Origin of the sequence: uncultured Wocania sp., from assembly GCF_964021735.1 — a bacterium.
Taxonomy (GTDB): Bacteria; Bacteroidota; Bacteroidia; order Flavobacteriales; family Flavobacteriaceae; genus Wocania_A.
In genome coordinates, this window is sequence record NZ_CAXIBN010000011.1 from 1 (window position 1) to 14,122 (window position 14,122).

The window sequence follows — 14,122 nt, forward strand, 5'->3', positions numbered from 1 at the left end:
CCTAAATAAGATATTTGTAAAATGGCTCCATCTCTTACATCTAAAGTAAAGTTACCGTCAAAATCCGATTGTGTACCATTAGTAGTGCCTTTTTCTATAATAGAAGCACCAGGAAGTGGAACCTCGTTTTCGTCTAGTACTACACCAGATATACTTTGCTGGTCTATAGAAGTTTCTGGCTCTAGATTTTTAGGAAGCGACACTATATTTGTTTCAAGCTTAGTTTTAATAACGATTTGCTTTTCTAAATATACAAGTGTTACATTCTGATCCTTAAAAAGTTTGTCTAATACAATAGATAATTTCTCGTTTTTTACATTAACGCTAACTAATTTATTACTCTGAAAGACATTTTTTTCATATAAAAACTTATAATCTGTTTTTTGCTCTATTCTATTTAGGATATTTTGGATTGATACCTCTTTCATTTTTAGTGAAACCTTGGTATTCTGACCAAATGAATTTGCAGCGTTAATTTGTACAAATGCAAAAACAAATAGAATTGCCGTTATTTTCATTTTTAAGTTGTAATTAATCGGAATACCTCTAACTAAAGAGTACATCTCCGTAATGAAATTTTTCATACTTTTGATTTGATTTAAAGGTTAGAATTTTAAATCACTTTTTTAAATCGGAAAATGTTCGAGCATTTTCCGGTTTTTTTACATTCTGTAAATTTTTGAATGTATTTAGTTAGTTGAAAAGTGACTTGTTAATTTAGTTAATTTTGATGTTGGTTTTAATTCATGTTTTTAGTGGTTTTTAAGGATTAATTATTATTAAATTATTATTTATTCTATAGATAAAACCGGCAGCCTCGCTTAAACTGGTCATAACTTGATTAATATCTTCTATATCAAATCGAGCAGTAAACACTCTATTTTCTATAGCCTTATTATTATTAACAAAAACGACATCATATTGACGTTCTAATTTTTTTAATATTTTATTAAAAGGCACTTCATTTAATATAAGTCTGCCGTCAATCCATGCAATATGATCTTCAACTTCTGTTTCTGTAATTACTAGTTTTTCTCTTTTTTTATTCCAAGTAGCCATATGCTCTTTAGGTAAAACTGTTGATGATGATACATTATATGTTTCCTTATCTTTTAAAATACTGACAGAACCTTCAACTAATACCGTTTTTATTTGGTTTTCTTCTTTATATGAAGATATGTTAAATTTTGTGCCTAAAACTCGAATATCTAAATCTTCGATATTGGCTATAAATGGGTGGTTTATGTCTTTGGCTACATCAAAATATGCCTCACCAGTAATTAAAAAAATTTCTCGTTTTAAACCTTTAAGGAATTTTATTGGATATTTTAATATTGTTCCAGCATTCAAATGGATGTGAGTTCCGTCAGAAAGGGTTACATCAAACCGTTTCCCGTATGGTATATGAAGTGTGTTATAAACTAAAGTTTCAACATCTGAACTATCTGTATAAGTTAACTGTGCACCTTCTTGAGAACCAATAACATTTCCATTAACATCAACAACTTGCGAAGACCCATCTTCGTTTATAATTTCAATATTTCCATTTTCAAGCTGGAGTGTAATTTTTTCTTCAGATATAATAATTTCATTATTCTTAGTAGAAAAATGCTGCTGAATGAAATATCCAATACTTATAAATAAAAGTATAGCTGCGGCATATTTGTAAAGTGATTTAAATCTATTTTGATAAAGTCTTTTCTTTTCTTTTTTAATCTCTTGCAAAATTTTATCCTTATCTGAACGATTATCAATATTCATTATGCTAAAATTTATGGCATAATGGTCCTTTACGTATGCTTTAAATGTTTGTAAGTTATCAATATTATCCACCCAAAGAATGAGTTCATCTAAATCTTTAGCCGTAGCAGACTTGTTAATATACTTAACTATAAGATTTTCAATTTTGCTTTTAATTGGAGTCATGTAATTAAAAATTACGTTTATATGTATTACAAAGCCAATTTTAAAAACCCTAACTTTTTTATAAAAAAAATATCAAGCTGGTTTTTTTTTCACATCTTTGTTATCATTACTTAAAGAAGTTATACGTATTGCATGGATATTAATTTTAAGAATGCTGCTACTTTAATAAAACATCTAGTTCAAGGGGATGAAAGGGCTTACGCATATTTAATTGATGAATTCTATAATAAATTATACGTTTATACATATAGTTTGACGAATGATGATGCCATGTCTAAAGATATTATTCAAAATGTTTTTTTAAAGACTTGGGAGTTTAGGTCAAAACTCAATGAGAAATATTCTATACAAAATTTCCTATACAAGTCTGTGTATAATGAGTTTATTAATCAATACCATAAAAACAGATCTATTTCGGTTTTAGAACAAGCTTATATTGAAGCTTTAGACGAAACTATACAAGAAAGTAATGAAGAACTATTGAAAAAAAGAATTGCTTTTATAAATAAAGAAATAGATAACTTACCTAAAAAATGTAAGAAAACATTTTTATTAAGTAAAAAAGAAGGATTAAGTAATATTGAAATAGCTGAGTATTTGAATATTTCTATTAAATCTGTAGAAGCACATATTACTAAAGCTTATTCAATTATTAGAAAAAAAGCCAAAGAAAAAATGTATAATATTTTATTTCTTTTGCTAGGTAACACTGTTAAAAAGAATAATAGATAACACTTTTTATAATTAAAAAACCTGCATTATTTTTAAAACGACATTAAAATTTATTTATGAGATACATTTTATTGTTTAGTGTTTTCTTTTTATTTCTTAGTTGTGAAAATAAAAAAACAACAAGAAATAAGACCAACAAAAATCTTAAAGATAATTTGAAAAGAAAGATAAAGTAAAGGATGTTATTAATAAAATAGCTGGAGTTGAAATTATTGATTAGCCTTAGTTTTTTTACGTTAGTGATTGAAACCCTCGACTCCACTTAGGAGTAACGCCTAAAACTAAAAATCTGGCTCTATTTTAGATTAGCCAGATTTTATGATGATAAAATTTAAATTGCTTCTAACTGTTAACTACCAACCTAAAACCTTCTCCGTGAATGTTAAGTATTTCTACCTTATCGTCTAGTTTTAAATACTTACGCAGTTTTGCAATGTAAACATCCATACTACGCGAAGTAAAATAATTGTCGTCTCGCCATATTTTTGTTAGTGCTAATTCGCGTGGCATTAAATCGTTTTCGTGTAATGCTAATAAACGTAATAATTCATTTTCTTTTGGCGATAATTTAATAGGGTCGCCTCCTTTATAACGCAAAAAACGTAGTTTTGAGTTTAAGTCGAAACCGCCTATTTTAAACTCAAATTGTTTACTATCTGAAATGGTTTCGGTAGCCTTACGCTGCATTATAGCTTTAATCTTCATTAAAAGCACTTCGCTATCAAAAGGTTTATTTAAATAGTCGTCTGCTCCTACTTTATAACCTTTTAAAACGTCTTCTTTCATCGCTTTTGCAGTTAAAAATACAATAGGGACATCGGTATTTTTTTCGCGGATTTCTTTAGCTAATGTAAAGCCATCTTTATAAGGCATCATAACATCAAGAATACATAAATCGAAATCGTCTTTCTTAAACTTCTCAAATCCTTCCATACCATTTTTGGCATGAATAACATCATAATCATTCATTATTAAATAATCCTTAAGAACAGTTCCAAAATTAGGATCGTCTTCAACTAGTAAAATTCTCTTTTTTTGCTCTTCCATGTTTATGTTATTATAGGTAGCTTTATTATAAATGTGCTTCCTTTTCCTTTTTCACTTTCAACGGTTACGTGACCTTGGTGGTCATCTACTATACGTTTTACATAAGCTAAGCCTAAACCGTGACCTTTTACGTTATGTATATTTCCTGTGTGTTCTCTATAAAATTTTTCAAACACTCTTTTTAAGGCAGCTTTACTCATTCCGCTACCATAATCTTTTATTTTTAATAAAATATTGGTTCCAATATTTTCTGTAAAAACTTCAATTTTTAATATATCTGGAGAATACTTAATGGCATTATCCAATACATTTACTACAACATTAGTAAAGTGCATTTCGCTTGCTAAAACAGATGATTTTTCTGCATTAAAATGCGTTGTAATTGTTCCATTTCTATCCTCAATTAAAAGTTGTACGTGCGTTATAGCATCTTCTACTAAGTCGTGCAACTCTACCCTATCCTTACTAATATTAAGCTCGTTTTTTTCTAGTTTAGATATTCTTAAAACGTTTTCAACTTGTGCATGCATACGTTTATTTTCTTCTTTTATCATATTAAGATAACGTATAACTTTTTCTTTATCATTTATAATTTTAGGATTCTTTATAGAATCTAAAGCTAAATTAATAGTCGCTATGGGCGTTTTAAACTCATGCGTCATATTATTTATAAAATCTGTTTTAATTTCAGATATTTTACGCTGTTTTACTAATTGATACAAAGCACTTGAATAAGCTAATATGATGATTGATGTAAAAATTATAGATAACAAAATCATACCCATTATAGATGATAAAATAAACTTTTTATCATCTGGAAAATTAACTAATAGTTTATAACTGCTTTGGTTATTTTCGTCATAAAAAATAGGCACACTAAAAGTTGATGTTTCATCTCTTTCAAATTCGTCACTATGCACTTTTGTTGCTAAACCATTGCTATATATAGCGAATTCGTAACCAATATCAATAGCTTCTGTTTTAAGTTTATCTGATAATAAGCCTTCAATCTCTTCTTTTGATACGCGCTTATGTACAGGTATTGTTTTTCTAGCAGCTTTAAAATTTTTATCAAAATAATTTTTCTCAGCTTCTTTTAAGCGACCACTATTAATAATATTTAAGATTGGACTTTTTGAAATATCCTTATCTGAAAACTCAGTTTCATTATAAACTTCAATCCTTGAGCTACCAATAATATTCTTAATATTAATACTATCTAAACCAATGTCAAAGAGCGATGAAGATAATTTATAGTTCTCTTCTAAAACTCCACTTCTATAAATAAGTGTCTCTTTTGTATTATTATTTTGCTGATAGATAAATAGTTGAGAAACTGCTGCCGAATCGCTTCTTTTTTCTTTATCTAACTTTTGATATTTTTCAAAATATGAGTCTAGCTCATTCTTCTCAATTTTATTAGAAACTGCATATAATGCATCAGTAACACTAGATTTAAAACGCTTTTCCTCGTTATCTACAGAATCTTTTATATAATAAGCTTGCACGAATATGATGCCTATAAGCGATAAACTCATTAAAAGTACCAATAGGATGAATATTCTTTTGCTCATCATTCAAAATTAACATTTTAACATTTAGCGGACTTATCATTTAACCTTACATTAACAAAAATGTTAAAATTTACTGGTTAACTCCTTTTTTTAAGATTTGTTTATGTATTTCAGCAACTTGCTTTTTAGTGTTTTCTAGTGTCGTATTATTAATAACAAAATCAGATAGTTTTATTTTATCGTCATCACTCCACTGATTCTTCATGATGGCTTTAATTTTTTGCTTTGTTGTTTGGTCGCGCTTAAGTAAACGCTCAAACCGTAATTCTATTGGAGCAATAACTGTAATTACGTAATCGCAATTTTTATGTCCGCCATTTTCAAATAGGATAGCCACCTCTTTTATAACATAAGGTGTTGTTTGCTTTAGCATCCATCTTTTAAAATGTTTAGCAACTCTTGGATGAATAATAGCGTTGATTTGCTCCAAATAACTACTGTCATTAAAAATAACATTGGCTATAAATGGTTTGTTTAATGCGCCATCAACATAAGCTTCATCACCAAAAACCTGAATAAGTTTACGCTTAATAACTTTAGATTTCAACATCAACTTTTTAGCTTCTTCATCAGCAATATAAACAGGTATTCCTAAAGCCATAAACGCCTTAGCTACTGTTGTTTTACCGCTTCCTATACCTCCTGTAAGTCCAACTATCGTCATTCTACTATAATAAATTCAATGTGTTGCTGATTAATTTTTACATGTTTCACAGTTGCAGGAAATTTCACTAATTCTGGTAACAAAAAAGATTGATTACTAGTGATTTTACTAAAATCACATTCTACCTTAAAATCTTTTGCGCCAATAGTTTTGAAATTGTTTAAACTGGTATAATAAGTAACATTAACAAATTTTGGAAAATATTTTAATGTCGTGTTATTAGGAATGTTTTTTATGCTTACTGGCACTTTTAATTTGCCTTCTGTAAACTTTTCAACGGTTGCAGTTAGATTTACCGTTTTATTAGAAAATTTTAAATCTTTACTGTTTTTTGGCAAGTTTAACTGAATTACTTTTTTTATATCAGATTTAACATCGGTTATTTCAATAAATTCTGTTTCAATACGATTTATTTGAGACACTAAAACATTTGGACCTATAACTTCTATAGAATCTGGTGTAATATCATAAGGTTCTGCAATATCAAACCCTTGGGTGTATTTTATATCAGCATTTAAAATTACAGGTACTTTTTTAACCAAATTAACATCAAACCTAAACACTAATGTGTCTGGAGAAATATTTAATAACTCTACTTGCTTACCAAATTGGGTGCTAGCTAATAAGTATGCTTTAGATTTACTCCAAACAAATGTGGAGTCTATTTTATTGACATCTTTAACAAAATCTATCGCAATTTTTGGCTTATTGAAATAATACGTTAGCCACTTAAACCCATGGGTTTTAAGCGTTATATTTAAAATAGCATTCGAATCGTTTAGAATGATATTCTCTTGCGGCACATTAATTTTATTAATATTAAAAGTAACAGTGTTAGTGTATTCTTTTGATAATTTTGTAAAAATTAAAATGATAAATGCAAAAAGCAGAAACAAAAAAAAGACATTTATCTTTTTGTTTTTAATTGAAGTAATAATATCTGATTTTAATTTTTTTATCATCTTAATTTAAAGAATAATTGTGGAAAATGACTTTCTGGATTCTTCTTTAAAACATGAATAGCAAAGGTTGATTTTAAAAATCCATAACCATATCCAAAAAACTGAACACTAATAGCCATTAAAGATAATATTGAAACTATACCATTTTTAGTGACTACCAAAGCAGTTATAAAGGTCATTACAAAATACAATATATAGGCTATTATTCCCCATTTTATATTAAAAAATAGTAAGGTAAGCGCTATTACAAATCCAATACAAAATAGTGTTGGAAACCAATATGTTATTTTTTTAGTTGAAGGGTGCCACACATTTAAAATAGGACGAACTAAGCCAAATTTATAAACTTGCTTATAAAATTTATGCCATGAGATACGGCGCTTATGATATACAAAAGCTTCTGGCATTAATCTGGTTTTAAAACCTAAATGCCATAATCTTATAGATAAATCTGGGTCTTCGCCTGGGTGAATACGTCCAAATCCTTTTGAAGCTATAAATGCTGCTTTTGAAATACCCATGTTGAAACTTCGTGGTTGAAATTTATTGATACTCTTTTTATTTCCTCGTATACCTCCTGTTGTTATAAACGAAGTCATTGAAAAATTAATGGCTTTTTGAAGGTTTGTAAACGATTTATGGGCTGCATCTGGCCCTCCAAAACAATCGACATAATTAGCTTTTAAGCTTTTTTCGACTGCACTTAAATAATTCTCTGGCAAAATACAATCGGAATCTAAAATGATAAAATAGTTTCCTTTGGCATGTTGCATTCCAAAATTACGCGAATCTCCTGGTCCAGAATTTTTTTTGAAATAATATGAAATGTTAAGCTTGCTTTTATAGGTTTCTACAACATTTTTTGATGTTATTGTTGAGCCATCTTCTATAATGACTATTTCGTAGTTTGTGCTAGTATGTAACTTAACGAAACTTTGCAAAAGTTCTTCTATTTCGTCGGGGCGATTATAAACAGGAATGATGAATGAAAACTGTAATTGCATATAACAAATGTAATTAATCCTAATACAATAATTAACAAACTTACAGAGGCTTTTAGGTTATTATTGTTTTTGGCAGATAAGTGCGGGAGCGATAGAAGTGGTTAGCTTTTGTAAAACTTCCATTTAAGGTTTTACAAAACTATTAACGGATAGCGCGGTTTTTACTTTTTTGTAAAAACCCGCCATAAAAAAATTAGATAAGGTATAAATAAGACCTGTTAGAGGTTTTAATTTATCTAACAGGTCTTACACTTAGGTGTTAAATATTTTACTCTTTTGTAAAGGCTTCCATAACAGCATCGCTAACACCCATGTTACTAAAACCGCCATCGTGAAATAAATTCTGCAAAGTTACGCGCTTGGTTAAATCGCTGAATAACGACACGGTATAGTTTGCACAGTCTAAAGCTGTGGCGTTACCGAGTGGCGACATTTTATCGGCATAAGCTATAAAGCCATCGAATCCTTTTACACCGCTGCCCGCCGTAGTTGGCGTTGGTGATTGAGAAATGGTATTAACACGTACTTTTTTATCGCGTCCAAAAAAATAGCCAAAACTACGTGCTACGCTTTCTAGATAGGCTTTATTGTCGGCCATATCGTTATAATCTGGAAATACGCGTTGTGCGGCCATATAGGTTAAGGCTACAATACTACCCCATTGGTTCATGGCATCTGCTTTGTAAAGTGTTTGCATGACTTTATGAAAAGACATAGCCGAAACATCGGTTCCTTTTTGTGTCCATGCATAGTTTTGATCGGTGTAGTGTTTTCCTTTTCTAACGTTAATTGACATACCTATTGAGTGTAAAACAAAATCGATTTTACCTCCAAGAATTTCCATAGATTGTTCTACTAGGTTTTGTAAATCTTCTTCTGATGTTGCATCAGCTGGAATAATTTGAGAACCAGTTTTTTCGGCAAGCTCGTTAATTTGTCCCATACGCATTGCCACTGGAGCGTTAGTTAATACAAATTGTCCGCCCTCTTCGTGTACGCGTTCTGCGGTTTTCCAAGCAATTGAATTTTCGTCTAATGCTCCAAAAATAATTCCTTTTTTTCCTTTTAGTAAATTGTATGACATACGTTTTTGTTTATATGTTGATTTGTTTATCCGTTTATAAAAGTACTAAACTTTTAACTTTTTAATTAAGTAGTTCTTTTGCGTGCGCGATGGCTGATGTTGACATTTCTATACCTCCCAACATTTGAGCGATCTCAACGATACGCTCATCATGATTTAATTTAACCAAATTAGTTTGTGTAACCTCATTCACATCTTCTTTATACACTTTAAAATGCGAATGCCCTTTGGCGGCTATTTGTGGCAGATGTGTTATAGAAAATACTTGCATGGTTTTGCTCATTTGTAACATAATATCACCCATTTTGTTTGATATTTCACCAGAAACACCTGTGTCAATTTCATCAAACATAATAGTTGGTAACTGAATATATTTTGATAGTACCGATTTTATGGCTAACATTATTCTTGATAATTCCCCACCTGAGGCTGCCTTTTTAAGCTCGTTAAAACTGCCTCCTTTATTTGCAGAAAACAGAAATGATAGTTTATCTTGACCGTTTGCAAAAAAATGTTCACTATACAAAACTTCAATTTTAAAACGTGCATTTGGCATTCCTAAACCTGCTAAAATAGCTTCTAATTGGTCTTTTAATTGAGGAATGACTTCTAGACGTTTTTCGCTTATTTTTTTTGAAATGCTTTTAAGCAGGTTAGATTTTCTTTCGATTTCAGAACGTTTTTTATTTATGGTAGTATCTAAATTAGCGGTAACGGCTACTTTATCGTCTAATTCATTTTTAATTTTAATCAATTCTGAAACATCGCTGGCTACATGCTTTTGCATTAAATTATGCAACATTTTTAATTTTGAATTAACTTCTTCTAGCCTATTTGGGTCTGCTTCTAAGTTTTCTTGTAATACATCAATTTCACTAAAAACATCATCTAAATCTATTAAACTGCTGTTAACTCTATTGAATAAATCTTCATATTTTGAAGAGAATCTAGCGATGTTTTGAAGATTGTTTTTTATAGTAGTAAGCGTGGTTAAAACGCCAATTTGTTCGTCATTTAATAATTGATAAGATTCTGATAATTTTTCTTTTATACCCTCAATATTATTTAAAGTTTCGTATTCTTCTTCAAGACTTTGTTCTTCGCCTTCAATTAAATTAGCTTCAATTAATTCGTTTAATAAAAACGCATTGTAATCGTGTTCTTTAATGGCTTCGGCTTGAAAATGGAGTAAATCTTGTAATTCTTTTTGGAGCTTTTTATATGCTTTTAAATCGATAGTATAGCTTTGTAATAATTCATCATTATTAGCCAAAGCATCAATAACCTGAAACTGAAAATCGTTACTTGTTAATTGTAGCGTTTGATGTTGGGAATGGATATCGATTAACCGTTCACCTAAAAGCTGTAAACTATTCAAATTTACTGGAGAATCGTTAACAAAGGCTCTAGATTTGCCTGATGGTAAAATTTCGCGGCGAATTATGGTGTGATCTTCATAATCGAAATCTTCAGACTCAAAAAGCGCCTTTAAGTTATAATTGGATACATTGAAAATAGCCTCTATAACACATTTTTGAGTTGTATCTTTTAAACTACTTAAATCTGCTCGTTTACCTAAAATTAAAGATAGTCCGCCTAATAAAATAGATTTACCAGCACCAGTTTCTCCAGTAATAATAGATAACCCGTTGTTAAAATCGACTTGAAGATAATCTATTAATGCGTAATTTTTTATTGAAAGTGAGGTTAGCATGTTTTTTTATTCAGTTCGTAGTATAGCTTTAGCTTTTATCTTTGATAACAAATTTAAGAAGTTTTAGATTCTCTTTTTCAAGGGAATGACAAATTATTGAAACAAAGCACGCTTTGAGTGGTTTTTAGAATTTAATATTTCGCCATTTACTTGACTGCGTAGGAGCTATTTTTTGGAGTGTTTCTTTAAGTGTAGAAATATTTACATTTGGTCCATCAGAAAAAATTTGAGCAATTTCATCTGCCTTAGCATCAAAGAAAGTGCGCAATAAAAAGGAATTAGGTCTGCGACTATTCATGGCTTTAAATTGTATTAAAGCTTCTGCAATTTGCTCCTTTCCACCTTTTGCATCTTCGCTCATTACATCTAATCCTGTAATATGATAATTATACATAACATCTCTGTACTCTTTAAAGGTAGGTGATAATACATTGTCTATTAGTGTAAATCTGCTTTGTAAACCATCTTCAACCTTCCAACCTTTAAAATTTTCTTGCTGAGAATAATTAGTAATGGTTTGCGCTTGTGCATAATATGAATCGCCTCCTTTTTCTGAAAAAGAATCTGCATCTAAGGCTAAAACCATGTAAATATGAAATGCTAATACCGATATTAAATTAGACTCGAATTGATTAGGATTAAAGGATAAGTTCTGAAATTCTAAATATCTAAATGTAAAATCTTTATCGTTAAAACTGTAAATTGGTGTGCTGTAAGAAGATCCAAAAACTGGACGAGATGATTGTACTTGTAAAGTCCCTTGAAATGCTTCGCCGCTAAAATCGGTAATACTAATAACCATACTGCAATTAATACGCTCTTGATTGGCAAAACTTTTGTTAGTCCATTTTGTGTTATTAACAAACTCGTTTAATTGTTTTTCAAGGGTTTTAAAAATTTGTAAATTCTCATTACCCGTTTGCAATGCATTAACAACAACTTTGCAATTTAACTCTTGCGAAAAGCCTTTAATACCAAAACATACTAATAAAATTATTACAATATTACGCATCAATTTGTTTTATAATTTCGGTTAATAAATCTTTAGCAACATCGGCTTTAGATTTTAATTGATATTTGGTTATCATTTCGTTTTCATCAATAAATGTTACTTTATTAGTTTCTGTTTTAAAACCAGCACCTTTATCGTTTAACGAATTTAAAACAATTAAATTTAAATTCTTTCTTTTTAGTTTTCCAATAGCGTTTTCAAGTTCGTTATTAGTTTCTAATGCAAAGCCAACCAAATATTGCTGCCTTTTAATTTTGCCTAAAGATTCTAAAATATCTTTTGTTTTTTCCAACTCTAAAGTTAACGTTGGCGTCTTCTTCTTTATTTTCTGAGATGCAATTTCTTTTGGTTTAAAATCGGCAACAGCTGCCGATAATATTGCTACATCAATATTAGAAAAATAGTTATGAACCTCGTTAAACATATCTTGGGCACTAACAACTGGCACAATTTTAATTAACGCATGATTCGCTTTTTGGTGTGTTGGTCCAGTAACTAAAACAACTTCGGCACCTAGATTAGCCGATGCTTTAGCAATTTCGAACCCCATTTTACCACTTGAATGATTTCCAATAAACCGAACAGGGTCAATGGCTTCATAAGTTGGTCCAGCTGTAATTAATATTTTTTTTCCGCGAAGCGGAAGCTTATCTAAAATATCGTTTTCTATAAAAGTAACAATATCTTCAGGTTCTGCCATTCGCCCTTCGCCAATTAAACCACTTGCTAATTCACCACTTGTTGCAGGAATCATAATGTTTCCAAAAGTATTTAGTTTTTCAAAAGATTTTAAAGTTGAAGGGTGCTTATACATATCCAAATCCATTGCTGGTGCAAAATAAACAGGGCATTTTGCTGATAGATACGTTGCCAATAGTAAATTATCGCAAACGCCGTTTGCCATTTTAGACAAGGTATTCGCTGTGGCTGGTGCTATTATAAAAAAATCTGCCCATAGTCCTAAATCGACATGGTTATTCCACACTGCATTATCATCTTCTTTATTTGTAAAAGATGAATGTACTGGGTGCTTTGAAAGTGTTGATAGGGTTAAAGGTGTAATAAAATCTTTTGCGGAAGGCGTCATGACAACTTTTACGTTTGCGCCTGATTTTACAAACAACCTTACTAGTGAAGCTGTTTTATAAGCGGCAATACCACCACTAATTCCTAATAGTATGTTCTTGCCGCTTAGAATACTCATAAGATCTTATTCTTGAGAATCTTCCTCAGTATTTCTGTGGTAAATTTTATCAGTTAACCATTCTTGAACTGCTAATGCATGTGGTTTTGGTAACTTTTCGTAAAATTTAGAAACCTCAATTTGCTCTTTGTTTTCAAAAATCTCTTCAAGACTATCATTGTAAGTAGCAAATTCTTCTAACTTATCAATAAGCTCTTTTTTAATTTCTGAATTGATTTGTTCAGCGCGTCTTGCAATTATAGAAATTGATTCGTAGATGTTCTCTGTTGGCTCATCAATTTGATTTCTATCATACGTAATTGTATTAACTGGAGCGTTGGTTTTTTTTAAGTCCATTGACATAATTATTTAACTTTTAGTGCTGTAATTTTTTAATGATTCATCCATCTCTAAAGCCATACTATCTATAGTTTCGATATATTTTGAGCTTGGATATTTCTTTTTGAATGCTTCGTAGTATTCTTTTGCTGTCTTTAATCTATCTTGTTTTTTATAATCTACACTATTAATAGCTAACTTATAAGCAGAATCTAATCTGTAATATAAAGCATCTTCTCGTAATGAAGACCCAGGGAAATCGAAAATAAAATTGTCGAATGATTTAATAGCAGCCTGAAGTTCTGTAGATGTGAAAGCTATTTTGTTATACTGCTTTGCAATTTCAAAAGCTTTCTTTTCTAATTTATAATCTAGCTCTTTAACCAACTTGTTAGCTTCAGTACTATACTCAGAATCAGGATATAAATTAATAAAAGCTTGTAGTTTCTCGATCGCTTCAATTGTTTCCTTTTGATCTTTGGAATATACAGGCGATAACATGTAGTAACTTTTTGCACTTAAAAACGATGCTTCTTCTACTTTTTCACTTTTAGGATAACTCGACGCAAAACGTTCAAACTGATAACCAGCTACATAGTAATCTTTTGTTTTGTAAAACGTGTTAGAGTACAAGTACATAAGCTTTTCAGCTTGTGGCTTCCCCCTATAGTTTGGTACAATTTGTGCAAAAAGCTTATTAGCTTTAGAGTATTTTCCTTCGTTATACAAAGCTTCTCCCATTTTAAATTTAGGAGCTATCTCTTCGTTTTTTAAAACTTTTTGATACTCGCTACAAGCGCTAAAAAGGGTTAGTGTAATTATAATGTAAAAAAACTTTTTCATTTGATGTCGTTCATTGCTTTTTAAAAGACAAATGTAAT

At 30.1% G+C, this 14,122-nt stretch carries 14 protein-coding genes; 1 reads left to right on the plus strand and 13 read right to left on the minus strand.

All coding sequences use genetic code 11. The features are described 5' to 3' along the window. A partial coding sequence (locus tag AADI82_RS01975; protein ID WP_341214793.1) for a carboxypeptidase-like regulatory domain-containing protein occupies positions 1-584 on the minus strand: 584 nt, incomplete at its 3' end. A 178-nt stretch (positions 585-762) separates the two neighbouring features. After that, positions 763-1,926: a FecR domain-containing protein gene (locus AADI82_RS01980; RefSeq protein WP_341214794.1), complete on the minus strand. Its 1,164-nt coding sequence runs from the start codon at positions 1,924-1,926 to the stop codon at positions 763-765. Positions 1,927-2,058: 132 nt separating this feature from the next. On the opposite strand from AADI82_RS01980, the gene AADI82_RS01985 reads away from it, so the two are divergent. Next, positions 2,059-2,658, plus strand: coding sequence for a sigma-70 family RNA polymerase sigma factor (locus AADI82_RS01985; RefSeq protein WP_341214795.1), 600 nt, complete (start codon positions 2,059-2,061; stop codon positions 2,656-2,658). A gap of 342 nt (positions 2,659-3,000) precedes the next feature. On the opposite strand, the gene AADI82_RS01990 is transcribed toward AADI82_RS01985, so the two are convergent. The 11 genes from AADI82_RS01990 to bamD all read right to left on the minus strand — a co-directional run bounded on the left by AADI82_RS01990 (position 3,001) and on the right by bamD (position 14,084). Beyond that, positions 3,001-3,705, minus strand: a complete 705-nt coding sequence (locus AADI82_RS01990; RefSeq protein ID WP_341214796.1) for a response regulator transcription factor — start codon at positions 3,703-3,705, stop codon at positions 3,001-3,003. Between the two features lie 2 nt (positions 3,706-3,707). Next, positions 3,708-5,279, minus strand: a complete 1,572-nt coding sequence (locus AADI82_RS01995) for a HAMP domain-containing sensor histidine kinase (RefSeq protein WP_341214829.1) — start codon at positions 5,277-5,279, stop codon at positions 3,708-3,710. Positions 5,280-5,349: 70 nt separating this feature from the next. Beyond that, positions 5,350-5,943 (minus strand): dephospho-CoA kinase, encoded by a 594-nt coding sequence (gene coaE, locus AADI82_RS02000; protein ID WP_341214797.1) that lies wholly within the window; start codon positions 5,941-5,943, stop codon positions 5,350-5,352. Beyond that, complete coding sequence (locus AADI82_RS02005) at positions 5,940-6,905, minus strand: YbbR-like domain-containing protein (RefSeq protein ID WP_341214798.1); 966 nt, start codon at positions 6,903-6,905, stop codon at positions 5,940-5,942. The genes coaE and AADI82_RS02005 overlap by 4 nt, the downstream gene beginning before the upstream one ends. Further along, on the minus strand, positions 6,902-7,909 hold the full coding sequence (locus AADI82_RS02010) for a glycosyltransferase (protein WP_341214799.1): 1,008 nt from the start codon (positions 7,907-7,909) through the stop codon (positions 6,902-6,904). Before AADI82_RS02010 ends, AADI82_RS02005 begins: the two co-directional genes overlap by 4 nt. 268 nt (positions 7,910-8,177) lie before the next feature. Further along, entirely contained in the window at positions 8,178-8,993 is an 816-nt protein-coding gene (locus AADI82_RS02015) for an SDR family oxidoreductase (RefSeq protein WP_341214800.1), read from the minus strand. Between the two features lie 61 nt (positions 8,994-9,054). After that, on the minus strand, positions 9,055-10,707 hold the full coding sequence (gene recN, locus AADI82_RS02020) for a DNA repair protein RecN (protein WP_341214801.1): 1,653 nt from the start codon (positions 10,705-10,707) through the stop codon (positions 9,055-9,057). 124 nt (positions 10,708-10,831) lie between these two features. After that, positions 10,832-11,719, minus strand: a complete 888-nt coding sequence (locus AADI82_RS02025; protein WP_341214802.1) for a DUF4835 family protein — start codon at positions 11,717-11,719, stop codon at positions 10,832-10,834. Beyond that, a complete protein-coding gene (coaBC, locus tag AADI82_RS02030; RefSeq protein ID WP_341214803.1) occupies positions 11,712-12,923 on the minus strand; it encodes a bifunctional phosphopantothenoylcysteine decarboxylase/phosphopantothenate--cysteine ligase CoaBC in 1,212 nt (403 codons plus the stop codon). Before coaBC ends, AADI82_RS02025 begins: the two co-directional genes overlap by 8 nt. Positions 12,924-12,929: 6 nt before the next feature. Next, positions 12,930-13,259, minus strand: a complete 330-nt coding sequence (locus AADI82_RS02035) for a DNA-directed RNA polymerase subunit omega (RefSeq protein WP_341214804.1) — start codon at positions 13,257-13,259, stop codon at positions 12,930-12,932. A 12-nt stretch (positions 13,260-13,271) separates the two neighbouring features. Continuing rightward, positions 13,272-14,084 carry an outer membrane protein assembly factor BamD gene (gene bamD / locus AADI82_RS02040; RefSeq protein WP_341214805.1) on the minus strand — a complete coding sequence of 271 codons (813 nt, stop codon included), beginning with the start codon at positions 14,082-14,084 and terminating at the stop codon, positions 13,272-13,274. Positions 14,085-14,122 lie beyond the last annotated feature (38 nt).

What these genes read in the sequence shown, in the direction of transcription:
- AADI82_RS01980 (WP_341214794.1), bottom strand. Translation starts at nt 1,926, where the DNA reads ATGACTCCAATTAAAAGCAAAATTGAAAATCTTATAGTTAAGTATATT.
- AADI82_RS01985 (WP_341214795.1), top strand. Translation starts at nt 2,059, where the DNA reads ATGGATATTAATTTTAAGAATGCTGCTACTTTAATAAAACATCTAGTT.
- AADI82_RS01990 (WP_341214796.1), bottom strand. Translation starts at nt 3,705, where the DNA reads ATGGAAGAGCAAAAAAAGAGAATTTTACTAGTTGAAGACGATCCTAAT.
- AADI82_RS01995 (WP_341214829.1), bottom strand. Translation starts at nt 5,279, where the DNA reads ATGAGCAAAAGAATATTCATCCTATTGGTACTTTTAATGAGTTTATCG.
- coaE (WP_341214797.1), bottom strand. Translation starts at nt 5,943, where the DNA reads ATGACGATAGTTGGACTTACAGGAGGTATAGGAAGCGGTAAAACAACA.
- AADI82_RS02005 (WP_341214798.1), bottom strand. Translation starts at nt 6,905, where the DNA reads ATGATAAAAAAATTAAAATCAGATATTATTACTTCAATTAAAAACAAA.
- AADI82_RS02010 (WP_341214799.1), bottom strand. Translation starts at nt 7,909, where the DNA reads ATGCAATTACAGTTTTCATTCATCATTCCTGTTTATAATCGCCCCGAC.
- AADI82_RS02015 (WP_341214800.1), bottom strand. Translation starts at nt 8,993, where the DNA reads ATGTCATACAATTTACTAAAAGGAAAAAAAGGAATTATTTTTGGAGCA.
- recN (WP_341214801.1), bottom strand. Translation starts at nt 10,707, where the DNA reads ATGCTAACCTCACTTTCAATAAAAAATTACGCATTAATAGATTATCTT.
- AADI82_RS02025 (WP_341214802.1), bottom strand. Translation starts at nt 11,719, where the DNA reads ATGCGTAATATTGTAATAATTTTATTAGTATGTTTTGGTATTAAAGGC.
- coaBC (WP_341214803.1), bottom strand. Translation starts at nt 12,923, where the DNA reads ATGAGTATTCTAAGCGGCAAGAACATACTATTAGGAATTAGTGGTGGT.
- AADI82_RS02035 (WP_341214804.1), bottom strand. Translation starts at nt 13,259, where the DNA reads ATGGACTTAAAAAAAACCAACGCTCCAGTTAATACAATTACGTATGAT.
- bamD (WP_341214805.1), bottom strand. Translation starts at nt 14,084, where the DNA reads ATGAAAAAGTTTTTTTACATTATAATTACACTAACCCTTTTTAGCGCT.